We start from the raw sequence: 25,863 nt of genomic DNA, 5'->3' as shown, positions 1-25,863 counted from the left end.
GTGGTTAGTTACAGACTGCATCTAGCCTACTTCTCAAGGCCAATCGACTAAGAGGTTGGCATCCTGCCTGCTCTAAAGGACGCGGATTCCCACAAATGGACGCTCATGGCCGGATTCTTGGTCGCATTAATATCGCGGTCCGCGCCTGCCGCTCGCGAATGGTAGTGTAGGTATCAGCGGTTTGCGCAGCGGCGGCCAACAGGGTGGCAACTGCCCCAGCCTTGGAAGCCTGATACTCAGCCTGAGTCGCTTCGCTGCCACGACGCAGGCCACCAAATATATCGATTTCCCAACGCGCCTCAAGGTTGACCTCGTAGCTATTACCATAACGATCATAGCGGGTCGTGGAGTCCAGCACCTAGCCCGGTGGGATTTCAACAGACTGGTGAACCCGTGCGGCTTGGCCGTCGACCTTAGCGGAAGGTAGCAAGGCCGCATTGGCTGTCCCCATTCCTGCGCGAGCTTGAGCAACCCGTGCCTGGGCCTTATTGAGATTCTGCGCAGGCGCCTGGGTGACGAGAGCACTTACGTGGGCGCCAAAGCCTCCCACCATGCTGTAAAGCTAGCCAGCGCCGGCGTGGTTCGTCGATCTATAGCCCTCTGCCCCAGATATTGATCTGCCAGCGGCGCGTCTGGCCAATGGTAGTCTGGGCCAACCGTACACCCTGCTGCCAGAACAGTACTTATCACAAGGGCAAGATTACGAAAAGGAAGGCAGGATAATTCTCTTAGGCCAATACAGATTGTGACCATATTACTTTTTAGTCACAACCTGTCAATCAGCTCGCTCTGGAGTTAAGCTGTAGGCATGAACGAAAATATGAATATCCCAACCACACGTGGACCGCTGGATCATGAGATCCGCGACCAGATTATCGCTGCTGCGATGCAGCATTTCGGCCATTATGGGTATGAGAAGACCACCGTCTCGGATCTTGCCAAGGCAATCGGTTTTTCCAAGGCCTATATCTATAAGTTCTTCGACTCCAAACAGGCTATCGGTGAGGTCATCTGTACGAATCGGTTAGCCATGATCATGCAGATCGTTGAAGTAGCACTTGCCGATGCGCCTACAGCGTCCGAAAAAATAAGACGTCTTTTTCGCTCTATTTCAGAAGCTGGCGCCGATCTTTTCTTTCATGACCGCAAGCTCTATGACATTGCTGCCGTTGCTTCACGTGATCAGTGGCCGTCCGCCAAGGCGCATCACTTGCGCATCCGCGAGATTATTAAACATATCTTGCTCGAGGGGCGTGAGGCCGGCGAATTCGAACGCAAGACACCGCTGGACGAGAGTACTAATGCGATTTTTCTGGTCATCCTGCCTTACATCAATCCCGCACAGCTGCAATACAACCTGGACACGGCACCCGAGGCTGCTATGCATCTGTCGGCACTGATCTTACGAAGTTTAGCGCCTTAGATATTTGTTAGTGACCATTGACAATATTGGTCACTAGTTTAAATTGAGATTCCTGTATTGCTCTTGCGTAAGGGATCTCATGCGCCTCAAGCCCGTTACCTTTGCTGTGTGCTTAGTGCCTCTTGCCCTAGTGGCGTGTGACAATCTGTCAGCCAGCAAAGACCCACGTAACAAGCCTCCATTGGTCAGAGCAACATTAGTCGAGCAGTCGGTCGATGTTGCACATTCCTTCACAGGAGTCGTTGCTGCTCGTACCCAAAGTGACCTTGGTTTTCGCGTGTCAGGCAAGATTCTCGAACGCCTTGTCAACACTGGAGAAACGGTCAAGCGCGGTCAGCCATTGATGCGCCTCGACCCTGTCGACCTACAACTGCAAGCGCGAGCGCAGCAGGAAGCAGTTACTTCAGCCAAGGCACGCGCCACACAAACGGTTGATGACGAGGTCCGTTATCGTAGTCTGGTCACCACAGGTGCCGTTTCGGCATCGTCCTACGCCCAGATCAAAGCAGCTGCTGATTCTGCCAAGGCTCAGCTAAGTGCAGCTCAGGCCCAGGCTAACGTGGCGCGCAATGCTATCGGCTACGCAGCCTTGCTGGCCGATGCTGATGGTGTGGTAATGGATACGTTGGCCGAGCCTGGACAGGTAGTCAGCGCCGGACAGGCGGTGGTGCGGTTGGCGCGGGCAGGCCAGCGTGAGGCCGTCATCCATCTTCCTGAGACGCTGCGCCCGGCACTGGGATCTGTCGCTCAGGCTACTTTGTACGGCAACCGCAGCAATACTGTCTCCGCTAGGCTGCGTTTACTTTCCGAGGCTGCTGACGCCACTACCCGTACCTTCGAAGCCCGGTATGTACTTGAGGGCCCACTGGCGAACGCACCGCTCGGTGCGACCGTCACCCTAAATATCGCGCAAGAAAAATTGCCCGCTCAGGCGCTGCAGGTGCCCATAGGTGCCCTCTACGATCCGGGCGATGGCGCCGGTGTATGGGTAATCGCCGGCAAACCGTCGAAAGTCTCCTGGCGCCCTGTTCAGGTAGTAGGCATTGGTGATGACGCAGCGCGGGTAATCGGCAAGCTCAACCCGGGCGAGCAAGTGGTAGCGTTGGGTGCACACCTGCTGCGTGATGGCAAGGAAGTGCGGCCTACGCAAGCAGCAGCCGCTACCGTTGCCGAGATTAGCCATGAGTGACGGGCGTTTCAACCTTTCAGCCCTTGCGGTGCACGAGCGCTCCGTCACGCTGTTCTTAATCCTGCTGATCGCGGTAGCTGGGATTTTAGCTTTCTTCCAACTAGGCCGTGCAGAAGACCCTCCCTTTACGGTCAAGCAAATGACGATCATTTCAGCCTGGCCGGGCGCAACTGCGCAAGAGATGCAGGATCAGGTCGCCGAGCCGCTGGAAAAGCGCATGCAGGAGCTGCGCTGGTATGACCGCAGCGAAACCTACACCCGCGCAGGTCTGGCGTTCACTATGGTCTCGCTGCTCGACAGCACACCCCCCTCCGAAGTCCAGGAAGAGTTCTACCAGGCTCGCAAGAAATTGGGCGACGAAGCCAAAACCCTACCGGCTGGCGTCATCGGGCCAATGATCAACGATGAGTTTTCGGATGTAACTTTCGCGGTGTATGCATTAAAGGCTAAGGGTGAACCGCAGCGCCAACTGGTGCGTGATGCCGAGTCGTTACGACAGCGTCTCCTTCACGTCCAGGGCGTCAAGAAAGTCAATATTATCGGCGAACAGGCTGAGCGGATCTTTGTGTCCTTTTCCCACGACCGTCTGGCAACACTGGGCGTGATGTCCCAGGATATCTTTGCTGCACTCAACAACCAGAATGCGCTGACACCGGCCGGCTCGGTCGAAACCCAGGGCCCGCAGGTGGTAATGCGTCTGGATGGTGCCTTTGACAAGTTGGAAAAAATTCGTGAGACCCCGATTACCGTACAAGGACGAACACTGAAGCTTTCCGACATGGCGACGGTTGAGCGCGGCTATGAAGACCCGGCCACCTTTCTGGTTCGCAACGGTGGCGAGCCTGCGTTACTGCTCGGTGTAGTAATGCGCGACGGTTGGAACGGACTAGACCTCGGTAAGGCACTCGACACCGAAACGGCAAACATCAATAAAGGCATGCCGTTGGGCATGACGCTCAGCAAGGTCACCGATCAGGCGGTCAATATCAGCTCGTCCGTTGACGAATTCATGGTCAAGTTCTTTGTCGCCCTGGTGGTGGTTATGCTCGTCTGCTTCGTCAGCATGGGCTGGCGGGTGGGCGTCGTGGTTGCGGCAGCCGTGCCGCTGACGCTGGCTATCGTCTTTGTGGTGATGGCTGCCACAGGCAAGAATTTTGATCGCATTACCCTTGGCTCGCTGATTCTAGCGCTGGGCCTACTGGTCGATGACGCCATCATCGCTATCGAGATGATGGTGGTGAAAATGGAGGAAGGTTATGACCGTATCAAGGCATCGGCCTACGCCTGGAGTCACACTGCCGCACCGATGCTCTCGGGTACGCTGGTCACTGCCATCGGCTTCATGCCCAACGGCTTTGCTCAGTCCACTGCCGGTGAATACACCAGCAATATGTTCTGGATTGTTGGCATTGCCCTGATCGCCTCATGGGTGGTGGCAGTGGCGTTTACGCCTTACCTGGGTGTGAAGATGCTGCCAAACATCAAGACGGTAGAAGGCGGTCACGCAGCCATCTACAACACTCACTACTACAACCGTTTTCGCACGCTGCTGGCACGTGTCATTTCCCATAAATGGCTAGTGGCCGGTATGGTCATCGCCACGTTCGTAGTAGCGGTACTTGGTATGGGGTCAGTGAAGAAGCAGTTTTTTCCAACCTCTGACCGCCCCGAAGTGCTAGTCGAGCTGCAGATGCCGTACGGCACCTCTATTGAGCAGACTAAAGCGACTGCCATCAAGGTCGAATCTTGGCTGCGTAAGCAGGAGGAAGCCAAGATCGTTACCTCCTATATCGGCCAGGGCCCACCGCGCTTTTTCCTGGCCATGGCACCTGAGCTTCCTGACCCCTCCTTTGCAAAGATCGTCGTGCTTACCGATAGTCAGAAAGCCCGCGAAGCCCTCAAGTTGCGTATCCGAGAAGCGGCTTCAGAAGATTTGGCTCCTGAGGCCCAGATACGCGTCACGCAGCTGGTGTTCGGCCCGTACTCACCTTTCCCTGTGGCATATAGGGTAATGGAATCTGACGCTGATCAGCTACGCGAAATTGCCGCTCGTATTCAGGGCGTGCTGCAGGCCAACCCCATGATGAGAACTGTGAACACCGACTGGGGTCAGCGGATACCAACGCTGCATTTCACGCTGGATCAGGATCGCCTTCAGGCTGTTGGCCTGACCTCAAATGCAGTGGCGCAACAACTGCAGTTCCTGCTTACCGGCGTACCCATCACCTCGGTGCGTGAAGACATCCGCTCGGTGCCGGTAGTGGGCCGTGCCGCGGGGGTGATCCGCCTCGATCCGGCGAAGATAGAAGGTTTCACCTTGGTAGGATCGACCGGTCAGCGCATTCCGCTGTTGCAGATCGGTGAAATCGATGTTCGCATGGAGGAACCGATCCTACGCCGCCGCGATCGTACGCCGACCATCACCGTTCGGGGTGATATTGCTGAAGGGCTGCAGCCCCCAGATGTTTCTACGGCGGTATGGAAAGACCTACAACCGATCATCGAGACGCTACCGGCTGGCTACCGGATCGAGATGGCCGGCTCCATTGAGGAGTCGGGCAAGGCCAGCCAGGCGATCCTGCCGCTACTACCAATCATGATCGCTCTGACCCTGTTGATTATCATCCTGCAGGTACGCTCGATCTCAGCCATGGTCATGGTGTTCCTCACCTCACCGCTTGGTTTGATTGGCGTGGTGCCTGTACTACTGCTGTTCCAGCAACCGTTCGGCATCAACGCCCTGGTAGGTTTGATTGCACTGTCGGGCATCCTGATGCGCAACACCCTGATTTTGATCGGGCAGATCCACCATAACGAAAACGAGGGTCTCGACCCGTTCAGTGCGGTAGTTGAGGCCACGGTACAGCGCGCCCGTCCGGTGTTACTGACAGCGCTGGCAGCCATCCTCGCGTTTATCCCGCTTACTCATTCAGTGTTCTGGGGCACCCTGGCTTACACGCTGATTGGCGGCACGCTTGTCGGCACCGTTATGACCCTCATGTTCCTGCCAGCGATGTATTCCATCTGGTTCAACATCTGCCCTACCAGGCAGCGAAATGAGGCGAAAGCCTGACGCAGCAGCCAATCTCAGGCGAGCGCAAGTCAATACATCCGCTGGTTGCTTCAGCGGATGCTTAATGAATAAAGGGGAATCCAATGATCGATATTCAGGCTCAGAAGCGTGTTGTGGTAACCGGCACAGGTGTTGTAGGGCCATTGGGCTGTGGTGTAGACGAGGTATGGCGTCGGCTGCTGGCCGGGGGTTCTGGCATTCGCACGCTGTCGGCGGATATCACCGAAGGCACTGGCGTAACGGTAGGAGCACAAGTTCCTACGAGGGAGGAAGATGACGTGGCCGGATACCAACCGGAGAAAATCATTCTCCCTAAAGAGCGCAAGAAGATGGATCGCTTTATTGAGTTTGCGCTTATTGCTGCTCATGAAGCGCTGCAGCAGGCGGGTTGGCATCCGGCCACTGAAGAGGAGCGGCAGCGTACGGCGACAATCATCGCTTCGGGCGTGGGCGGTTTCGGCGTAATAGCCGAGGCAGTACGCACAACCGATGCCCGCGGGCCGCGCAGGCTGTCTCCCTTCACCGCGCCGTCCTTCCTGGCCAATATGGCTGCGGGACAGGTCTCCATCCGCAACGGCTTCAAAGGGCCTATCGGCGCGCCGGTGACCGCGTGTGCGGCTGGTGTCCAGGCGATCGGCGATGCAGCTCGGTTGATCAGGAGTGGAGAAGCCGATATCGCCATCTGTGGCGGTACGGAAGCGGCCATAGACCGGGTAACCCTGGGCTGCTTCGCAGCCGCCCGCGCACTGTCCACTGGCTTCGCTGAAAACCCGAAGGAAGCATCACGGCCATTTGACCGAGATCGCGACGGTTTCGTCATGGCTGAAGGCGCAGGGTTATTGGTGATCGAGTCACTAGAGCATGCTCTTAACAGAGGCGCGACCCCACTGGCTGAGCTAGTGGGATATGGCACCAGCGCCGATGCCTACCACCTCACCGCAGGGCCCGAGGACGGCAGCGGCGCTCGTCGCGCCATGCAACAGGCGCTGCAGCAGGCCGCCGTCAGCCCTGACGATGTACAACATATCAATGCCCACGCTACCTCCACACAGGTTGGCGATAACAGCGAACTGGCGGCCATTCGCGCATTGTTCGGTGCTAATGCACTCGTGGCGATCAGCTCGACCAAATCCGCGACTGGCCACCTACTTGGCGCAGCAGGAGGAATCGAAGCGATCTTTACAGTGCTAGCGTTACGTGACCAGGTCGCTCCGCCGACCTTGAACCTCATCCACCCGGACGACTTGGCGGCAGGTCTCAATCTAGTGGCGCTCACGGCGCGTAAAATGCCGATGAGCTACGCACTTTCCAATGGCTTCGGCTTTGGGGGCGTTAATGCAAGCGTCCTATTCCGTAGATGGGAGGCAACGCCGTGAGCCTGCAGCGCACTGCGGTATTGATTAACAGCGTGCCGCCTGATCCAGGCGGCACGCCGCTGACTAGCAAAGTCGTCGCGTTGCTGGCCGGCCTATCGGCGATTAGCATCCTGTCTACCAACATAATCCTTCCTGCGTTTCCGGACATTGGTGAGCAACTTGGCGTGTCTTCTCGGGAACTGGGCCTGACGCTTTCCTATTTCTTCATCACCTTCGCGCTCGCGCAATTGGTGGTCGGGCCACTAGCCGATCGTTACGGTCGCGTACGGCTGGTTCTCGGCGGGCTCATGCTGTTCGTGATCGGCGCCCTGGTCGCGAGTGTTGCCGCCACCCTCGATATGCTAATTGCCGGACGGGTAGTACAGGCGCTTGGCGTCTGTGCAGCTTCTGTACTGGCGCGGGCTATTGCCCGTGATCTGTTTGAGGGCGAAACGCTGGCACGGGCACTTTCCCTGGCAATGATCGTCACCGCGACAGCCCCTGGATTCTCACCGCTACTCGGCAGCCTGCTAAACGCAGCACTGGGGTGGCGGGCAATTTTCGTGACGGTCGGTGTTGCTGCCATCAGCATCGCATTCTTCTATGTACGCGGCATTGGCGAAACGCTCCCGCCTGAACGCCGCATTACGCAGTCGATGCCAAAGATTTTGAACGCTTATAGCAGACTTGTCTTCGATAGGAGGTTCATTTTCCCAGCCGCCTCAATGAGCCTTTTGATGAGCGGTCTGTTCGCTTCCTTTGGCGCTGCACCGACCATCATGATGAACGGCATGGGCCTGTCGTCGCTACAGGTAGGTCTGTACTTCGCGGCCACCGTTTTCGTTGTGTTTGCTGCCGGCCTGGCAGCTCCGCAGCTGGCGCGCCGATTTGGAAGCCCGACAATAGCCATACTAGGCCTTGCCACTGCGTTGTTGGCTGGATGCCTGCTGCTTGCTGGACCAAGCAGTCCAGGTTTGGGATGGTACACCTTATCGATGGTGATGTTTCTCTGGGGCATGGGTCTTGCTAACCCCTTGGGAACGGCTATAGCCATGGGGCCTTTTGGCAAGGAAGCCGGACTCGCTTCAGCACTTTTCGGTTTTTTAACCATGGGTGCAGGAGCTATTTCAACGTGGCTAGGTTCAGTACTGGAGTTCGCACCTGTAGTAACTTTAGGAGCCATACAAGCTACGGTTTGTTTTGCGGCGCTGATGCTATTCTCCCTAAATAAACTGCTCGAAAACCGGATGCTCCCGAACTCAGCAACTCGGTGACTAAACTTCGCTTGCCTGGAGGTTTGGCAGGGTACTGCTGGTCGATAGTTGTCATTGTGTACCTTGTCATTACTGAATATACCCTAATCGCGAAAGTCAGAATCGGGTCGCGTCGATTAACAATACAAACGCAAACTGAACCTCCCTGGCTGGGCATGCTGAAAACAATGCTGGAATACAAGTGCGCTCACGCAGGTATTGTTTTCAAGGAGGTAGACGAGGCATACACCACCCGCTCCTGTCCTCCTTAGTAGCACCGCAGAACGTCAATGGGTTGTGTATAAGAGAATGGACCTACTGTGAGTGCGGTGTCGCTCACGACCGCGATATTAACGCGGCCAGAATCATTTTCGCGCTCGGACATGAGCGTCCATCTGTGGAATCCCGTCCTTTAGGGCGGGGGGATGTCTAAAGAGTATATTTCAGCAAAGGTAAGGCAGTTTAAGCTCAAAGCTTCAGGCAACCCCACTACGGTTGTTTCAGCTCGTAAAAAACGCCGTCGTTAAGACGGATAATGGTGAGTCCGGACAGCATCCCTACAGGCGAGCCCTTGATGAACAGCCGCTCATCCACGATCTCACCCGTACAGACCTCGAAGCGAGGCCCCTCCATAAAGCGTCTTTGGTGAAGCTCTGCGACCTTAGCCCCCTTACAAATCACATCATATGAACCGTGCGGATCAAATTTGGCTGGGTTGCTCATACACGCCTCGCTAAACGCCCATCATCATTAAAGCTGACTACGCCTTGCCCTCGCTCTACCCAACTGTATTGGTAAAGCCAGCCTGCTGTTCCCTATAACCAACCACGGCCTTGAGTGTTTCTGCGTTGTGGCAAGCCACCTAAGCTATGCGCTCTTGTTCCTTAGCCGCCTCATCACTTCTGTCAGCACTTTCAGCCAATCGGCGATGCAACATTTCTTTCTCATGGAGCGCTCGAACAGCTGCCCATATAACTCCTCCATAACCGTATCCTGTGGTGAACACAATGGAGGTATAACCGGCATAGCAGGGATAACACAGATGATTTGTCCCCATCTCCTACAGCGCGCCATGACATTTTGGCAGGTTAAGGCTTTACCGACACGCTAAAGCGTTTCGACCGTAGTAGCCCCCGCCTCTTCAGCTAACTGAATCTCTGGCTAACCGGTTCAGGCACATCATGCGTTACCTTGCCCTCACCCTGGCCGCCTGGCCCGATCAGCTTCGCTGAAATGTCGTTGACGGGTAGGCAGAAGTCGACATTGGCGTATTGAGGTGCACTGAGCGGTATACCTGGCGACTTGGCTTCCAGCGGTCCTGAACGAGGGCGGTTCCGCCGTAGGCCTTGATTATTTATTGGCCCATCAAGGTTACCAGTAAGCAAGACGCCAATGGCATTCTGGCAAAACGTCATGGCGGCCGAGCGAGACAACGGGGCAATGGCTGAACGGGAGTAGTTTTCCTTAGGCCCATAGGTAAGCTTGAGGGTGCCGTACTCGCCTTGAAGATGCCGGTCCGGCGGTACGACCAATATAAAAGTTATCCGGCGAAGCCTTCTATAGATCGCCAATTCTTACGGCAGCGTCCAAAGCGGTAATATCTATAAACTGAGTAAAGCGAACTCGATCCAGTATCCATTGTTTATCTGTTGCCTCCTTGTATAGCCAAAACAGTTGCAAACGTCTAAGGTCAGCTGCATGCAAAGTACTAGTAGACCGACCGATTAGTGAGATAGCATCGTCGACATGAGCATTTCAAAGAAACGTGAAACATCCGATGTCCGTCAGGGAATACTTGATGTAGGCCAGAGAATCATGGCCGCCAAAGGGTATTCGGCTGTAGGTCTGAATGAGATTCTGGCAGCTGCTGGCGTGCCAAAAGGGTCTTTTTATCATTACTTTGATTCCAAGGACTCTTTTGGCGAAGCACTATTAGAAAGTTATTTTCAGACCTATCTGGAGGAGCTCGACCAAATACTTAACCAGCCCGGCCTGACCATGGCACAGCGGCTGATGAACTATTGGGAGGTATGGCAGGAAAGCCAATCCTTTATGGATTGCCAGGGAAAGTGTCTGGCCGTCAAGTTGGGGGTTGAGGTAGCCGACCTTTCAGAAGCTATGCGCTCTGTACTTAAGCGTGGTACATCAGGCATCACCGATCGCCTCGCGCAAGCCCTGGAGACGGGTGTCGCAGAGGGATCTCTGAAAGTTTCCAATGATCCTTATGTGGTTGCGCAAAGCCTGTATCAGTTGTGGGTGGGGGCCAGTGTCATGGTTAAGATCTCTAGAAATACCCAACCGTTTGAGATGGCATTGACGACCACGCGGCAAATTCTCAACCTGACCTAATATTGCCTACGGGCCAGGCATCATCCATACATCGTTCACCCTTGCTTGGCATTCCGCCAGCAAGCGGTACCATTGCTAATACGGCTTCCGCTGGCAACCGAGCAAAGGCCGTATTAACAAGCTCCCCTTCAAACACTCTTAATGAATGATCCGTTAGAGGATCAGCATTGAAAATTCCTTCAGGTGAATAAGAGCGGAGCGACGCAGGATGCTATCCACCTTCCACCTTCCACCCATAGTGCAAAGATGCACGAAGCATAGTGCGGACACCTATACAAAATAATTTAAAAAAGTACTAGACGACTGGTCTACTCAAGTCTATGGTAAGCACACATTAGCTCACCCCACAAAGGAACACAGTGATGAAAATACGTACCCAACTGGCCGCATTTATATCCTCGTTGGCATTTGTGGCACATGCAGGTGTCGCTGCTGCGCAGGACACCACTGCAAGCAGCCCTGCGAAAACCGTTGTGCTGGTACATGGAGCGTTTGCAGACGGTTCGTCCTGGAATAAGGTAATCCCACTGCTTCAACAGGCTGGATTAAAAGTTGTCGCGGTGCAGAACCCGCTTGACTCTCTGGAAGGCGATGTGGCGTTTACCAATCGTGCCATCGCAGATGCCGAAGGCCCTGTCGTGCTGGTGGGGCATTCCTGGGGAGGCGCGGTGATTACGGATGCTGGCGTGAACAATAAGGTTCACTCGCTCGTCTACGTAGCAGCTTTTGCACCTGCCGAAGGCCAGTCCGCCCTGGATACCGCTAAAGGTTATCCGCAGAGCCCAGGCCAGTCATCTTTCATTAAAGACCAAGCCGGCTACGTCAAAGTTAGTAATGAAGGCGTCGCCAAATATTTCGCTCCAGATCTGCCACAGCCTGAGCAAACGCTCGTCGCCGCAACCCAGGGGGCCTTGAACAGCCGCGCGCTGAATGAACCCGTCAAGCACGTGGCCTGGCATACCGTTCCCTCCTATGCCGTAGTGGCTCGTAACGATGCAATCATTTCACCTCAACAGCAGCTGGATCAGGCCAAGCGCATGCATGCTATCTCGGTGGAAGTGCCGTCAAGTCATGTAGCAATGCTGTCTCATCCTCAGGAGGTAGCAGACTTGATCATCAAGGCAGCGAAGTGATTTTCATTTGCTCAATCTGTAGACGACCGGTCTATTATAAACCATAAAACCCTGTAATCCCAACTTGAACCGAAAATAGGTACATCAAAATGAAAATTCTCATGGTTTTGACCTCGCATGACACTCTTGGAAATACTGGCCGTAAGACTGGGTTCTGGCTCGAAGAACTCGCGGCTCCTTACTATGCCTTCCTGGACGCCCAGGCAGAAATCGTCTTGGCCTCTCCCAGGGGTGGCCAACCTCCGCTAGATCCAAAGAGCAACGAGCCCTCCTTCCAGACTGATCTGACCCGCCGTTTCGAAGCCGATACTGTAGCAACAGCATTACTGGCTAACACCGTGCGGCTGGACAGCGTTTCGGAAGGCGATTTTGACGCTGTGTTCTATCCAGGCGGCCATGGCCCACTATGGGATCTGGCTGAAGACCCTAACTCGATCCAGTTGATTGAATCATTCCTTGCTGCGGGCAAACCTACTGCCCTCGTTTGCCACGCTCCTGGCGTCCTCCGCCATGTGAAAAAGCCAGATGGAACTCCGTTGGTCGAAGGCAAGAATGTCACCGGTTTTACCAACACTGAGGAAGAGGCCGTAGGCCTGACCCACGTAGTGCCCTTCTTGGTTGAGGATGTGCTCAAAGCCAACGGCGGGCTGTACTCCAAAGGCGACGATTGGGCCTCCTACGTAGTCAGTGATGGTCTGCTGATCACGGGGCAGAACCCCACTTCATCCAGCGAAGCCGCAAAGGTTCTCGTTGAGAAGCTGAACCAGAAGAATGTGTAAGCTCGCTATCGGTGGGAGGCATTAGTGGTCCACCCAGGGCCTGAAAGAATACTTGAACCTTAAGTACATCAGGCCTTGCTGTTTGTAATCGAACATTTAGCAGCTGACGCAAGAAGGAACTGAATCATGGAACACGGCTCACTGTTTGAACCGACCACATTGGGTCCTTATACCCTAAAAAATCGTATTGTCATGCCGCCACTCACTCGCCAGCGCAGTGGCCAGCCCGGCGATGTGCCGACAGCGCTCATGGCTACCTACTACCAACAACGAGCCAGCGCCGGATTCATCATCAGCGAAGGTACTCAGATCGAACCGCGAGGTAAGGGCTATGCCTGGACACCTGGCATTTACAGCCAGGCGCAGATTGACGGATGGCGCAAGGTGACCAACGCCGTGCATGCTGAAGGTGGGGTGATCTTTGCTCAACTCTGGCATGTCGGCCGCGTTTCCCATACCGCATTACAACCAGACAATGCAGCGCCGATTGCGCCCTCGGCAATCCAGGCACAAAAGGTGAAAGCCTTTATCGAAACCGGCCCAGGTGCCGGTATCCTGGTTGAGCCTTCCGAGCCTCGCGAGCTGACCGTCACTGAAATCAAGGGATTAATTGAGCTATACGCCCAAGCGGCGCGCAATGCATTAAGCGCTGGCTTTGATGGCCTTGAAATCCACTCGGCCAATGGCTATCTGGTCAACCAGTTCATTTCAGCACACGCCAATCAGCGCAACGATAAGTATGGTGGTTCGCTGAACAACCGCCTGCGTTTCCTGAGGGAGGTAGTGCAGGCCGTGAGCGCAGTCGTAGGACCGGACCGCATCGGCGTACGATTCACTCCCCTGTTCACCAGTACCAGCGAAGACCGTGTCTACATCGGCTTTGTCGAGGAAGATCCGCATCAGACTTATATAGAAGCTATTAAGGTGCTCGAGGAGGTAGGCATCGCTTATCTGTCGATTGCCGAAGCCGACTGGCCAAATGCTCCTGATCTGCCGGAAGCCTTCCGGCGCGAGGTAAGACGTACATTCAGTGGCCGCATCCTTTATGCCGGCCTGTACACCGCAGATCGCGCTGCACGTATTGTCGAGGCAGACCTTGCTGACCTCATAGCTTTTGGTCGCCCCTTTATCGCCAATCCCGACTTGCCCCAGCGCATTGCCAATGGCTGGCCGTTGAATGCACTTAGTGCTGCCACCCTTTATGGCGGTGGCGAACAAGGGTTTACAGATTATCCGCTGTACTCCCCAACGGAATTTGAAGTTAAGAAAGAGGTGCTGTCATGAGCAAAGGTATTGAAGGAAAAGTAGTGTTGATCACAGGCGGCAGCACGGGTATCGGGGCCGAAGTGGCCAGGTTGCTGGCCGCGCGCGGTGCCAAAGTGGCAGTTGCTGCGCGTAGAAAAGACAAACTTGATGAGGTTGTAGCCGAGATTAGAACTCAGGGAGGTATAGCCAAGGGTTACACGCTTGATGTCACCGATAAACATGAAGTGGAAACAGTAGTGGCTGCCGTCGTAGCGGACTTCGGCAAACTCGATGTGCTCATCAACAACGCCGGGCTTATGCCGATCCGCCCGATGGCAGAGGTCAACACCGATGAATGGGACATGATGATCGACGTTAATCTCAAGGGGACCCTTTATGGTATCGCGGCTGCGCTGCCACGCTTTCTGACTCAGGAAAGCGGCCATATCATCAACTTGAGTTCAGTGGCCGGCGTCAAAGTCTTTGCGCCTGGTGGCACAGTCTATTCAGGTACTAAGTTCGCCGTCAGTGCCATCTCAGAAGGATTAAGACAGGAGGTAGGAGACAAGGTACGGGTGACGTCGATTGCACCCGGGGCGGTAGACAGCGATCTCAAGCATAGTACCTCCGGTACGGCCAAGGACAATGTACTGGATTTCTACAAGCAGGCTATTCCAGCCGCATCAGTAGCACGAGCCATCGCGTTCGCGATCGAACAGCCTGACGATGTAGACATTAATGAAATAGTTCTCCGCCCAACCCAGCAAGAGTTCTGATCGAGAACCTGGGCCGCGCTTCGTATCGCCTTATTGCTGAACATCCGGAACGTACATTGATAAATACGCGGCTGGTCGAATTTGGGAGAGGCGCCCTCGATGATAGATAGCTTCCAGCCGGTACCAGATCCTAGGCTTGAATGAACCATAAAAACGCGCCTTGCTTGCTTTTGGATAACGACGCTCGGGGTTTTAGGCTCCCGAACGTCGTTGAGGTCAGAGGCTTGGGCGAAGATCCCGAACGGAACTCACTGCCTCAAGCAGTGAGGCGACATGAAGGATAGTAGACTCCGCTTGCCACTTACCGACGATCTGCACGTTAATCGGCAGCCCTTCCTTGCTAGTGCCGAACCGCATTGCCACACCGGGCAAACCAGTCACATTAAGCGGCACGGTTGCCCCCTGAAGATAGGTAGCATCCACGGTCTGACCGTCAATGACAAAGCTATCAACGCCGTGCTTGTGGGCAGGGATTGGAAGCACATGGGTAATCAAGGCATCGTAACGCGAGAAGTAATCGGCGTAGCCATCACGCAGTCGCTCGGCCGCCTGTTCGGCCTCTATATAGTCCTGCATCGATGTATCGGGCAGTGAAAGCATGGTTTTTGCCATTTTGTAGAGTTCATCCTGCCTTCGGCCAGCGGTGACCGCTGCAAAGGCGGGCTTCATTTCCATGACGTGGAGCTTGTTAAAAACATCCAAGGCAAAATCACGCTCCAATGCTGGAATGCCGACCTGCTCGACAAAGATACCCATATCCTGCAAAGCCTTGGCGGCTGCCTTAACGGTGGCTGCCACCTCGGGATCAATTGGCCCAAATCCAGGGCCAACCATCCAGCCGATGCGCAGCGGTCCAAAAGGCATGCGACCAATACCTGCATCGTACTGGACGGTGCTAGTGGAAAACGCATCCTTGCCGTCGGGACCGGCCAGTTGCGAGAACGCAAGGGCAATGTCTCGAACTGAGCGGGCCATTGGGCCGACGTGCCAGAAGCGGCGCGGCGCCCGTGGCCAGATACCGGTCATAGGGACACGACCGTGGGTCGCCTTCATGGATGTAATGCCGGTTTGCGCAGCAGGACCACGCACGGAGATGGCAAGGTCGGTGCCTAGGCCGATCGGTGACATACCTGCAGCAATGGCAGCGGACTCACCTCCGCTGGATCCACCAGGTGTACGGGTCAGATCCCACGGGTTATTTGAGGCGCCGGAGAGCAGGTTATCGCTTTCAATCCAATAAGAAAACTCGGGCAGGTTTGTCTTGGCGAGCAGGATGCCTCCCGCTCGCTTCATACGCGCTACGCTGGTCGCATCGGCACCTGGAACACGGCCCTTAAAGATTGGGGATCCGCGTTGTGTCAGTACACCCGCGGTGTCGATTGAGTCTTTTACCGTAAAGGGCACGCCGTGCAATGGGCCCAGTTCTGCGCCCGACAAAACCACTGCTTCAGCTGCCTTTGCTTCTTTGAGGGCATCTTGCGCAACGGTAACAATTGCATTGACCTTGGGGTTCAACGCTTCGATTCGATCCAGGTGAGCCTGCATGACCTCAACAGGTGAAACCTCTTTAGTACGAATCAGTTGAGCCAGTTTTGTGGCGTCTTGGTAGATGAGTACGGAGTTCATGGCTTGCCTCTAGAGATAGGTTTAATGGGAGCGGCAAACAAGGCTTTACAAAATGCCTAACTAACGTTTGTTAGATAAAAAGCTAGGCGCTATAATCTAGCTCGTCAATAGTTTTCTTAGGGGCAGATCGGTGAAAAATGACTTAAGCTCGGCTTCCAGTGACAGGATTCTGATGGCGGCCACCAGGATTGCGCAGGCACATGGCTATGGAGGATTGAATCTGCGTGCCCTTGCTGAACACGTGGGCATCAAGGCGGCTAGTCTGTACTACCACTTCCCCAGCAAAGCTGACCTTGCTGCAGCAGTGGCGCGCCGGTACTGGGAGGACTCAGCAGCAACGCTGGAAGCACTGGCGGTGGAAGCAGGCAATCCTGAGACCTGCCTGCACCGCTATCCGCAAACCTTTCGCCAGTCGCTGGAGAACGGTAACCGCATATGCCTCTGCAGCTTTATGTCAGCCGAATACGACAACCTACCAGCAACGGTGCAGAAAGAGGTTCAGGGATTTGTGAATGTAAATGTCGCTTGGCTAAGTAAGGTGTTACAGGCTGCAGGAATGACGTCGGAGCAGGCGGAACAGCGCGCGCTTGCGATTTTTGCTGCCGTTTCAGGGGCTCAGCTTATGGCGCGGGGCCAAGCTGATATTACAATGTTCGATACCCTGATTGAAAACTACCGCAAAGCCGGCCTTTTTTCAGTCTGAGGATGGTAAATAGACAGCTCACCGGCCGGGTACGTTGGCAGCAGATGGTTTAGAGTTGCGACATCAATTATCGGCCAATGCCCGGACTTGCTTTGGATCAATAGCATGTAATCTTTATCTAACTGAACTCTACGCCAGCTTAGGGCATCGCGATTTATATATATTCATTAGGGTATACCTAATGAATATAGTAGTGACCTGAATGACAGCTATCGGTTAGTAATAGACGTCAGCTTATCGCACCTCGATGCCGGACATCGAAACGGTCTTGCCATTCCTGTTCACGGGCATGTTCAACCAAGTAATCGACGAAGGCACGTGTCTTGGCCGGCAACAGTTTCTGGCTAGCAAAGTAGAGAGAAATAGGGCCTGCATCCACATACCAGTCCGGTAGTAGTCTTACCAGGGTACCGCTCGCTAACTGTCCCAGAACGTCCGGTACGGCTAACAGTGCTACGCCCAAACCCAAAAGCGCACTGCTACAGAGTGCCTGGGGATCATTAACCAGCATTCGTGGACGCGGCTCCAGAGGCACGCATTCGTTCTTTGGACCCCGCAACATCCAGCTACGTACCTTGCCGCTCTGGCTAGAACGCATGGCCAGGTGATCCAGAGCAGCCAAGTGCTCCGGTCGTTCGGGCTTTGGTCGTCCAACCAGATAGCCGGGCGCTGCCACAAGCACGAGATGAGCTGGTGCGAGCTCACGCGCCACAACTCCAGGTGATAGTTCGATGCCTCCGCCAATGGCAGCGTCGAAGCCGTCGGCGATCAGCTCTACCTGACGATTGTCGAAGTGCCATTCCGGCGTTACTGCCGGGAAACGGGCAATAAATTCAGGCATCAATGGTAGTAGGAAGTCACGGCCAAAGGTGGGGGCAGCGGATAGACGCAGCACGCCAGTCGGCGCGCCGGCACTGTTAGCAAGCTCAGCGATAGCTGCTTGAATGCTAATCAACCCACCGCCCACGTTACCAAGAAAGCGCTCACCAGCCTCGGTCAGAGTCAGACGTCTGGTGCTGCGCTGGAAAAGGCGTACACCAAGATTGGATTCTAACTGAGCGACGTTACGGCTAACGGCTGCGGGGGTCAGACCTAGACGTCGCGCCGCGGCGGAAAAACTGCCGCATTCGGCGCTACGTACGAAGGATTCCAAATTAGCCAGCGTTTCCACAGCATTACCTTCAAGCAGTAGTTGAAAATGATTATAGCCTTTGCTAGCTACTAGGCGGTGAGAGAAAGGAGTTTCATAAGCACATCTAATCACTTGTGAGATCTACATTATGAACACCTCGAACCTTCCTCTTAATGGCCAGGTTGCGCTGGTTACCGGTGGCTCACATAGCATCGGCGCAGCTATTGCCAAACGTCTAGCTGAAGATGGGGCGCACGTCGCTATTACTTACAACGCCTCGCCGGATAAGGCCGAGACAGTAGTCAAGCACATTGTCTCGGCTGGCGGCCGTGCCATTGCTATCGCCGCCGATGCCCGGAAAGCCTATGGGCCTTCGTCGACGAACTAGGGCCGACGATTAAACCGGTAAGCCACGAGCAAGCCGCTCAGGCGGACATCGTCTTTCTCGCTGTGAACTGGTCGAGAATCCCTGCCGCGCTGGACGGCCTTGGCCCCTGGAACGGGCGGATTGTGGTAGATGCCAACAACCCAATCGAAGCTCCGACTTTTCAGCCCTTTGACCTAGGTGATAAAAGCTCCAGCGAGGTAGTAGCCCAGCTCTTGCCCGGAGCCCGCTTGGTCAAGGCCTTTAACCACTTGGCTCCGACGCTGCTTGAGGCTGACCAGAAGGCTAAGGGTGGCGATCGTGTGCTGTTCTATGCAGGTAAGGATGCCTCGGCTAAGGCAGCAGTGGCTGCACTGATGGAGCGCCTGGGCTTTGCCGGCATAGATCTCGGCGGGCCCGCCGAAGGACACTTGGCACAGTTTCCCGGCGGGCCATTGAGCGCGCTGAATTTAGAGCTACATCGCTAGGGCATTTATGGCGGACGCCTCTAGCGTCCGTTGCTAGTTGAATGCGGTCGGTACTCACTGTCTGTTTTTGGACAACAGCTACCACTCAAGGCTATGTAGTCGTTGAAGTACATCCTGACGACGATACAAAAAAGCCTATCAGAGCGCAGCCTGAAGCTAATCCACACCTGTCTATAAGGTCTTTCTACGAGCGGCTTTGACCAATCCATCCAACCAGTCCTGGTGACCGTTGATCATAGGATTAGGCTTGGGCTAATTCCTCAGCAGGTTTACCTTTCTGAGTTTCTTGGGTAAGGATTCGTACTCGCCCCAGCGAAAGATCTTCTATAAGCCATGCGTGATGAACGTCAAACCTCGTATCTCTTTCCCCCGCCCAGCCATGCCATACCATACGACCGGGTCCTCCGTTTTGGGGAGACACATATTCATTGCATTGGCCTCCACTGAAAACCCAAACGTCTCAAAGTTAAAACGTACGCCTTCAGCAAGCTCGGGCCCTTTATTATCGTAGAAACGAACATTCGCTGAGTTTAAATAGTATGTAGGCCACTTGAGCGCATTACTTAACAATGGCCCTACGTCAGTTGCAGTTAGACCTGCAACAATAGTCTCGTTAGAGACAAAGCTCTCAGTGAACCCTGCTTTCTTATCTGGATCATTTCTGCTTGAAAACTTACCTGCTTTCCTTCTGCTTTGAACTGTCAAATATCTGATGAGTGCTTGAGGAAATCACAGTCGGATAGCTCTGGAACAAGCAGGAAATTTTGAAGATTAGGAAAGGTCCGTCAGACATCCGCTATCAAGCTCTAGTAACCATAACTTGAGTCACGTGATCCAAGGCGATCGCTAGGATCGCTGTGACTAGGCTTATCAAGCGCGGCGACCTGTATCTGGATCGTGAGAGTAAAAGGTCTGTATTGAGGGCAAAAATAGACTCAAGGCCGGCGGCACTTCATGGATATCGTAGAGCCACACCAGGTTGCGTTAAGGATTGAGACCTTGGGGTGAGTGCTTGCAGGCCTACAGAAGCCAAACACGTTCTGTAAACGACATTAAGGGTGTAGGTACGACACTGGAGCTTGCGGATGGATTGACACCTGCCAAAGCACCTCCTAAGTTCTATTTATACGTATAAATGTGATAAATCATGAAGCCGCCAGTTCGGAGAAGACAAAAGTTATCTGATCTTATTGTCGAGGAAGTGAAGCGCTCTATTGTTATGGAGCAGCTCAAGCCTGGTGATCGTTTACCTCAGGAAAAAGAGTTGATGGAGCGCTTTGGATGTTCCAAGGGAACGGTCAGAGAGGCCTTAAAGGCTTTAGAGGTAGAAGGACTGGTCATCATGCGAACTGGCCCTAGCGGTGGCGCCTACCTCTGTGAAGTGGATATGGAGCCGGCCAGTCGGGCGCTTCGTAATTATCTGCACTTCAATCACGTCGATGGCGCGCAGGTTTACCAGTTACGCAAGATCATAGAAGTCGAGATTGCCGTGGCGGTTATAGGTCGGCTAAACGAAGAGGACTTCCAAGAGCTGGAGCGAAACATTGAGTTTTGTAGCCTGCCGCTTACGAGCGAGGCTCAACAGCGTGCTCAACGAATTGCAGAGATTGAGTTCCATAACCTTCTGGCTGAACGGTGTGCCAACCCCCTACTCGGCTTTATGTCACGCTTTATGAACGACATGCTTCGTGATCTGGTGGTCTTAAAAAAAGCCTATCTACCGAGTCGTGATGCATTTGGGGAATCAAACGTAAATTATCACCAGGCGCTCCTCCAGGCCTGGCGCGTCAAGGACGAAGCGGCTGTTCGCCAGCTGATGCATGAGCATATGTGCGATGCCGAGCAACATATGACAGCACTCGAAGGCGAGATGGCACGTCACGTTCTTCTGGACTTTGCAAGGGTAAGTCAGATTGTCTAAAGCGCCACAGAGCGCAACGATGTGTTGATCCTTTTTCGACTGCCGGAACATGAATACTCAACTAGAGAGGACGCTCATGTCTCTTGCATCACGTGCGCACAAACCCTTAATTCCCCAAATCGATGGCGAACGGCTGTGGCAGTCGCTCATGGAACTTGCTCAGATAGGCGCCACGCCTAAAGGTGGAGTCTGCCGATTGGCATTGACTGACCTTGATCGCCAGGCCCGCGATCTGTTCATTCAATGGTGCGAAGGAGCCGGGTGCGTCGTCACGTGCGATACCATAGGTAATCTTTTCGCACGACGGCCAGGCCGCAATCCAGCTCTTGCTCCTGTCATGACGGGTAGCCATATCGATACCCAACCCACAGGAGGTAAGTTTGATGGCTGTTTTGGTGTCATGGCGGGCCTGGAGGTCATTCGTACGCTTAACGACCATGGTATTGAAACCGAGGCACCACTTGAAATCGTCGTCTGGACCAACGAGGAAGGATCACGGTTTCCCCCTTGCATGATGGGGTCAGGGGTGTTTGCTGGGAAGTTTTCCGTAGAAGAGACCTATTCCAGGTGTGACGCCAGCGGCATCAGCGTCAAGCAAGCACTGGAAGCCATTGGCTATGCTGGCCCGCGTTCCGCTGTGGGTCATCCGGTGGGTGCCTATTTTGAAGCACATATCGAACAGGGTCCGATCTTGGAAGACCAGGGTAAGACCATTGGCGTGGTAACAGGGTGCCTGGGACAGAAGTGGTTTGACCTCACCCTCACGGGTGTGGAGTCCCACGCGGGTCCTACGCCGATGCACCTGCGTAAAGATGCACTTGTTGGAGCTGCCGCTGTCGTGGAAGCGGTAAACCGTGCAGCACACCTGCATCTCCCCCATGCATGCGGTACCGTAGGATGCTTGGAGGTGTACCCCGCGTCGCGTAACGTGATTCCAGGACAGGTTCAGATGACAATTGATTTTCGCCATCTAGACAGCACTCACCTTGACGCTATGGTGGCTGAAACGACCGAGGCGATAGAGAATGCTTGTCAGCGCCATGGGCTGAGCTACACCCTGACGCCAACAGCGGACTTCCCTCCCTTGCACTTTAAGACCGGCTGTGTAAACGCGGTTCGCAGAGGCGCGCAGCACTATGGATACAGCTATCAGGATATCGTCAGTGGCGCGGGCCACGATGCCATATTCGTAGCGGAGCTGGGTCCGGCTGCCATGATCTTTGTGCCGTGTGAAAACGGAATTAGTCATAACGAAATTGAGAATGCCCAGCCAGAACACCTGGCTGCTGGTTGCAACGTGCTGCTGAGCGCAATGCTGGAAATGGCTGGTTGCAGCCAACCTGTGTTTGAGGCCTCCGTCTTCCCATACCAGTAGCGCGAAGCTGGTAAGTCGAACTTCTTTCCCTATCGTGCACTGCATCCTATAAGCCGGGCTAACCCGGCAATGTGACAGGCCTTTATCCATGGCCTACCTACCCGCTATGCGGGATGACCTGCCCCAACCTTAGCAGCAAGGGTTCGATCTTATGTGTTTAGCCTTATCAGGTTTTAAGGGTCGCTTGAAAACCTCATTTGCCCTCACCGCGACAATCACTCTCTTCAGTGGCGCAGTGGCTGCGGACACTACCCTTCGCATTGGCATGACGGCGGGCGATATTCCCCTTACGTTCGGTCAGCCCGATCAGGGCTACGAGGGCAACCGTTTCACAGGAATTCCTATCTATGATGCGCTGATCGAATGGGATCTTTCGCAGAGCGAAAAGCCAGCTGCGCTGATGCCGGGCCTCGCCACCAAGTGGGCGGTCAGCCCAGAGGATCATACCAAGTGGACGTTCACGTTGCGTGAAGGCGTGAAGTTTCATGACGGTACATCAGTAAACGCTGATGCCATCGTCTGGAACGTCCAGAAGGTGTTGGACAAAAATGCCAAGCAGTACGCTCCCGCGCAGGTAGGCAATACGGTGTCACGCATGCCTACTCTAAGATCGGCCGAGAAGATAGATGATCATACGGTAGTGCTGACTACATCCGAGCCAGATGCGTTTTTGCCCTACAACCTGACTAATTTATTTATTGTCTCCCCAACAGCCTGGCAAAAGGATTTTGATGCCATACCGGCTTCTGTGACAGACGCAGCTGAGCGTAGCAAGCAAGCCTGGTCGAATTTCGCGTCCCACGCCGTTGGCAGCGGTCCGTTCAAGATAGAAAGGCTTGTCCCGCGTCAGCAGCTTACGCTTGCCAGAAATCCTGACTACTGGAACCCCAGCCGCGTCCCAAAGATCGACCACGTAGTGCTCCTTCCACTGCCAGAGGCCAATGCACGGACCGCCGCCCTGCTCTCTGGGCAGGTGGACTGGATAGAAGCCCCTGCACCCGATGCCATTGACCAGATCAAGAGTCGTGGTTTCAAGCTTTACGCCAACGCACAGCCTCACCTCTGGCCATGGCAGTTCTCCTTTGTCGAGGGCTCGCCCTGGTTGAACAAGGATGTGCGTCATGCGGCGAATCTCTGCCTTAACCGTGCCGAACTCAAGGAGTATCTGGGTGGCTACATGGAAGAGGCAACCGGCACCTATGAACAAGGCTCACCATGGCGAGGAAATCCTGACTTCAAGATCGGTTATGACCCTGATCAGGCTCGGGCGCTGATGGCTAGGGCCGGCTATAGTGAGGCCAAACCGGTCAAAGTCAAGGTGCAAACCTCGGCGTCTGGTTCGGGCCAGATGCAGCCCCTACCGATGAACGAGTATATCCAGCAGAGCCTCAAGCAGTGCTATTTCGACGTCGAGCTGGACGTTACCGAATGGAATACGCTCTTTACCAACTGGCGTCTCGGTGCAAAGGATCCTGCGGCTAACGGGGCGAACGCTATTAATGTGAGCGCTGCGGTAATGGATCCCTACTTCGGCATGGTGCGCTTTACCAGCTCCAAAGCGTTTCCTCCGGTATCCAATAACTGGGGCTACTTCAGCGACCCAGAAATGGACGCGCTGATTACCAAGGCGCGTAACGCCTTCGACCCCAAGGATATGGACGCCGCCGCAGCGCAGTTACACGCAGCCCTGGTAGATGCAGCGCCCTTCCTCTGGGTGGCGCACGATGTGGGTCCGCGAGCGATGTCGCCCAGGATCAAGGGTGTAGTTCAGCCTCAAAGCTGGTTCATCGATTTTGCCACCATGTCCATGGAGTAACGCCGTATGGGTGCCTATATCCTCCGCCGGCTGTTGCTGGCCATTCCCATCATGCTGGGCGTCGCACTGGTCTGCTTCATGCTGGTCCAAATCGCTCCAGGTGATCCATTGGTCTCGGTTCTGCCGCCGGATGCCTCCCAGGAGCTTCGTGCACAGATGATTGCCGCATACGGCTTTGATCAGCCGCTCCCGGTGCAATTTACGAAATGGCTATGGCATGCCGTGCAAGGTGATCTGGGCACCTCGATAGCAACCAGCCGGCCAGTGTTCTCCGAGGTGATGACAGCCGCAATAAATTCGCTGCGGCTGGCTTTTCTGGCCACACTGATTGGCTTCTTCTTTGGATGCCTGTTTGGTTTTGTTGCGGGCTACTTCCAGGACACATGGCTCGACAAGCTCGCCTCGGTTTTCTCGGTCGTCGGGGTCAGCGTACCGCACTACTGGCTCGGCATGCTGCTGGTGATTGTCTTTTCCACACAGCTGTATCTGCTACCGGCTACGGGGGGTGGCCCGTTGGGCTCTAGCAGCTGGGCGTGGGACTGGGCACATATCCAGTTCATGATCTTGCCGGCTATAACCCTCTCGGTGATACCAACCGGCATCATTGCCCGAACCGTTCGGGCCCTTGTGGCCGAAACGTTGGCCCAGGAGTTTATTGTTGGCCTTCGCGCCAAAGGCATGAGCGAATCTGGCATCTTTCGGCACGTGGTCAAGAACGCCGCGCCCACCGCCCTGGCTGTCATGGGATTACAGCTCGGCTACCTCATGGGCGGCTCGATCCTGGTAGAAACTGTTTTCGCCTGGCCAGGTACTGGCCTGCTATTGAACTCAGCCATCTTCCAGCGCGATCTACCGCTGTTGCAAGGCACCATCTGGGTGCTGGCGCTGTTTTTTGTCGTGCTCAATCTGCTGGTGGACATCCTGCAGACACTACTCGATCCCCGTATCAAAAGGGCCTGATGCAATGAACATGAGCCTGACTAAAGTCCCCTCTCCTGCCCAAATGGTTCCTGTAGAAACATCACCGGGGTATTGGACATCTGTTGGCCATCGCCTGGCCCGTGACAAGGTTGCCTGGCTCGTGGGAGGCATTATTCTAGCACTGGTACTGCTTGCTCTGTTAGGCCAGTGCCTGACTCCGGGTGACCCTTACACTACCTCGATGTTCAAACGACTGAGACCCATCGGCACCGAAGGCTTTCCATTGGGAAGCGACGAGCTGGGGCGAGACATGCTCTCGCGGCTGATGCTAGGGGCACGCCTGTCGCTATTCATGGGCATTACACCCGTGATCCTGGCATTTGTTATTGGCAGCGCGATTGGCATCGTAGCCGGTTATGCGGGTGGAATGATCAATGCCCTGATCATGCGAACAGTGGACATATTCTATGCCTTTCCGTCTGTGCTTTTAGCCATCGCGCTGTCAGGTGCCATGGGGGCAGGCATCGATAACGCTCTGCTATCCCTCACACTGGTTTTCGTACCCCAGATTGCCCGTGTCGCCGAAAGTGTTACCACCCAGGTGCGCAGCCGCGATTACATCGAAGCCGCACGGGCGTCGGGCGCGAGCGCTTTTACAATCATTCGCACCCAGGTGCTGGGTAACGTGCTAGGACCTATCTTCGTGTTTGCCACGGGCCTGATTTCGGTCTGCATGATCCTGGCCTCGGGCCTGTCGTTTCTTGGTCTGGGGGTTCGCCCACCAGAGCCCGAGTGGGGGCTCATGCTCAACACCTTGCGAACCGCCATCTACACGCAACCGTGGGTAGCGGCTCTGCCAGGGCTCATGATCTTCATTACGTCCATTTCCTTCAATATCCTGGCCGACCGCCTGCGGGCCGCCATGGCCATTAGGAGCTGACC

21 protein-coding genes and 2 pseudogenes are annotated in these 25,863 nt (G+C 54.8%); 18 read left to right on the top strand and 5 right to left on the bottom strand.

The annotated features are described in order from the left end of the window. Nucleotides 1–121: 121 nt before the first annotated feature. A pseudogene (locus EAW52_RS23440) lies at nt 122–753 on the bottom strand (TolC family protein); the annotation flags it as partial. Between the two features lie 55 nt (nt 754–808). Between EAW52_RS23440 and EAW52_RS23435 the strand changes: the two are divergent. The 5 genes from EAW52_RS23435 (at nt 809) to EAW52_RS23415 (ending at nt 8,314) form a co-directional block, all read left to right on the top strand. Beyond that, entirely contained in the window at nt 809–1,423 is a 615-nt protein-coding gene (locus tag EAW52_RS23435; protein WP_122044287.1) for a TetR/AcrR family transcriptional regulator, read from the top strand. Nucleotides 1,424–1,502: 79 nt separating this feature from the next. Continuing rightward, complete coding sequence (locus EAW52_RS23430; RefSeq protein ID WP_122044286.1) at nt 1,503–2,612, top strand: efflux RND transporter periplasmic adaptor subunit; 1,110 nt, start codon at nt 1,503–1,505, stop codon at nt 2,610–2,612. Next, nucleotides 2,605–5,685 (top strand): efflux RND transporter permease subunit, encoded by a 3,081-nt coding sequence (locus EAW52_RS23425; RefSeq protein ID WP_122044285.1) that lies wholly within the window; start codon nt 2,605–2,607, stop codon nt 5,683–5,685. Before EAW52_RS23430 ends, EAW52_RS23425 begins: the two co-directional genes overlap by 8 nt. A gap of 83 nt (nt 5,686–5,768) precedes the next feature. Next, nucleotides 5,769–7,061 (top strand): beta-ketoacyl-ACP synthase II, encoded by a 1,293-nt coding sequence (gene fabF / locus EAW52_RS23420; RefSeq protein ID WP_122044284.1) that lies wholly within the window; start codon nt 5,769–5,771, stop codon nt 7,059–7,061. A 2-nt stretch (nt 7,062–7,063) separates the two neighbouring features. Continuing rightward, nucleotides 7,064–8,314 carry a multidrug effflux MFS transporter gene (locus tag EAW52_RS23415; protein ID WP_256680857.1) on the top strand — a complete coding sequence of 417 codons (1,251 nt, stop codon included), beginning with the start codon at nt 7,064–7,066 and terminating at the stop codon, nt 8,312–8,314. Between the two features lie 468 nt (nt 8,315–8,782). Here EAW52_RS23415 and EAW52_RS26540 read toward each other — a convergent pair whose 3' ends face one another. Together EAW52_RS26540 and EAW52_RS23400 are read right to left on the bottom strand one after the other, a co-directional pair. Continuing rightward, nucleotides 8,783–8,926 (bottom strand): hypothetical protein, encoded by a 144-nt coding sequence (locus EAW52_RS26540; RefSeq protein WP_256680670.1) that lies wholly within the window; start codon nt 8,924–8,926, stop codon nt 8,783–8,785. Between the two features lie 512 nt (nt 8,927–9,438). Then, entirely contained in the window at nt 9,439–9,825 is a 387-nt protein-coding gene (locus EAW52_RS23400; RefSeq protein WP_162997702.1) for a chemotaxis protein CheB, read from the bottom strand. Nucleotides 9,826–10,039: 214 nt separating this feature from the next. On the opposite strand from EAW52_RS23400, the gene EAW52_RS23395 reads away from it, so the two are divergent. The 5 genes from EAW52_RS23395 to EAW52_RS23375 all read left to right on the top strand — a co-directional run bounded on the left by EAW52_RS23395 (nt 10,040) and on the right by EAW52_RS23375 (nt 14,575). Continuing rightward, nucleotides 10,040–10,642: a TetR/AcrR family transcriptional regulator gene (locus EAW52_RS23395; protein ID WP_122044280.1), complete on the top strand. Its 603-nt coding sequence runs from the start codon at nt 10,040–10,042 to the stop codon at nt 10,640–10,642. Between the two features lie 362 nt (nt 10,643–11,004). Continuing rightward, the gene (locus tag EAW52_RS23390; RefSeq protein WP_122044279.1) at nt 11,005–11,775 is read left to right on the top strand and encodes an alpha/beta fold hydrolase; all 771 of its coding nucleotides are present in this window, start codon (nt 11,005–11,007) and stop codon (nt 11,773–11,775) included. A gap of 89 nt (nt 11,776–11,864) precedes the next feature. Then, on the top strand, nt 11,865–12,554 hold the full coding sequence (locus EAW52_RS23385; protein ID WP_122044278.1) for a type 1 glutamine amidotransferase domain-containing protein: 690 nt from the start codon (nt 11,865–11,867) through the stop codon (nt 12,552–12,554). 126 nt (nt 12,555–12,680) lie between these two features. Further along, nucleotides 12,681–13,838, top strand: coding sequence for an alkene reductase (locus EAW52_RS23380; protein ID WP_122044277.1), 1,158 nt, complete (start codon nt 12,681–12,683; stop codon nt 13,836–13,838). Continuing rightward, the gene (locus EAW52_RS23375) at nt 13,835–14,575 is read left to right on the top strand and encodes an SDR family oxidoreductase (protein ID WP_122044276.1); all 741 of its coding nucleotides are present in this window, start codon (nt 13,835–13,837) and stop codon (nt 14,573–14,575) included. The genes EAW52_RS23380 and EAW52_RS23375 overlap by 4 nt, the downstream gene beginning before the upstream one ends. Nucleotides 14,576–14,791: 216 nt before the next feature. On the opposite strand, the gene EAW52_RS23370 is transcribed toward EAW52_RS23375, so the two are convergent. After that, nucleotides 14,792–16,201, bottom strand: a complete 1,410-nt coding sequence (locus EAW52_RS23370) for an amidase (RefSeq protein WP_122044275.1) — start codon at nt 16,199–16,201, stop codon at nt 14,792–14,794. A 172-nt stretch (nt 16,202–16,373) separates the two neighbouring features. On the opposite strand from EAW52_RS23370, the gene EAW52_RS23365 reads away from it, so the two are divergent. After that, complete coding sequence (locus EAW52_RS23365; RefSeq protein WP_122044274.1) at nt 16,374–16,904, top strand: TetR/AcrR family transcriptional regulator; 531 nt, start codon at nt 16,374–16,376, stop codon at nt 16,902–16,904. A gap of 229 nt (nt 16,905–17,133) precedes the next feature. On the opposite strand, the gene EAW52_RS23360 is transcribed toward EAW52_RS23365, so the two are convergent. Further along, complete coding sequence (locus EAW52_RS23360) at nt 17,134–18,075, bottom strand: LysR family transcriptional regulator (RefSeq protein WP_122044273.1); 942 nt, start codon at nt 18,073–18,075, stop codon at nt 17,134–17,136. Nucleotides 18,076–18,184: 109 nt separating this feature from the next. Between EAW52_RS23360 and EAW52_RS23355 the strand changes: the two are divergent. From EAW52_RS23355 to EAW52_RS23320, 7 genes and pseudogenes are all read left to right on the top strand, one after another. Beyond that, a pseudogene (locus EAW52_RS23355) lies at nt 18,185–18,391 on the top strand (SDR family NAD(P)-dependent oxidoreductase); the annotation flags it as partial. A 41-nt stretch (nt 18,392–18,432) separates the two neighbouring features. Continuing rightward, nucleotides 18,433–18,888 (top strand): NADPH-dependent F420 reductase, encoded by a 456-nt coding sequence (locus tag EAW52_RS23350; RefSeq protein ID WP_162997790.1) that lies wholly within the window; start codon nt 18,433–18,435, stop codon nt 18,886–18,888. A 1,147-nt stretch (nt 18,889–20,035) separates the two neighbouring features. Next, nucleotides 20,036–20,809, top strand: coding sequence for a FadR/GntR family transcriptional regulator (locus EAW52_RS23340; RefSeq protein WP_177411920.1), 774 nt, complete (start codon nt 20,036–20,038; stop codon nt 20,807–20,809). Between the two features lie 76 nt (nt 20,810–20,885). Beyond that, entirely contained in the window at nt 20,886–22,184 is a 1,299-nt protein-coding gene (locus EAW52_RS23335) for a Zn-dependent hydrolase (protein WP_256680669.1), read from the top strand. A gap of 184 nt (nt 22,185–22,368) precedes the next feature. Then, on the top strand, nt 22,369–24,000 hold the full coding sequence (locus EAW52_RS23330; RefSeq protein WP_256680668.1) for an ABC transporter substrate-binding protein: 1,632 nt from the start codon (nt 22,369–22,371) through the stop codon (nt 23,998–24,000). Between the two features lie 6 nt (nt 24,001–24,006). Continuing rightward, nucleotides 24,007–24,960, top strand: a complete 954-nt coding sequence (locus EAW52_RS23325) for an ABC transporter permease (protein ID WP_122044268.1) — start codon at nt 24,007–24,009, stop codon at nt 24,958–24,960. A 10-nt stretch (nt 24,961–24,970) separates the two neighbouring features. Beyond that, nucleotides 24,971–25,861 (top strand): ABC transporter permease, encoded by an 891-nt coding sequence (locus EAW52_RS23320; protein ID WP_218567902.1) that lies wholly within the window; start codon nt 24,971–24,973, stop codon nt 25,859–25,861. Nucleotides 25,862–25,863 lie beyond the last annotated feature (2 nt).

The sequence above is a fragment of the Pseudomonas sp. LTJR-52 genome, from assembly GCF_003691465.1.
GTDB classification, from domain to species: domain Bacteria; phylum Pseudomonadota; class Gammaproteobacteria; order Pseudomonadales; family Pseudomonadaceae; genus Chryseomonas; species Chryseomonas luteola.
This window is presented reverse-complemented; position numbering and strand designations above follow the sequence as displayed.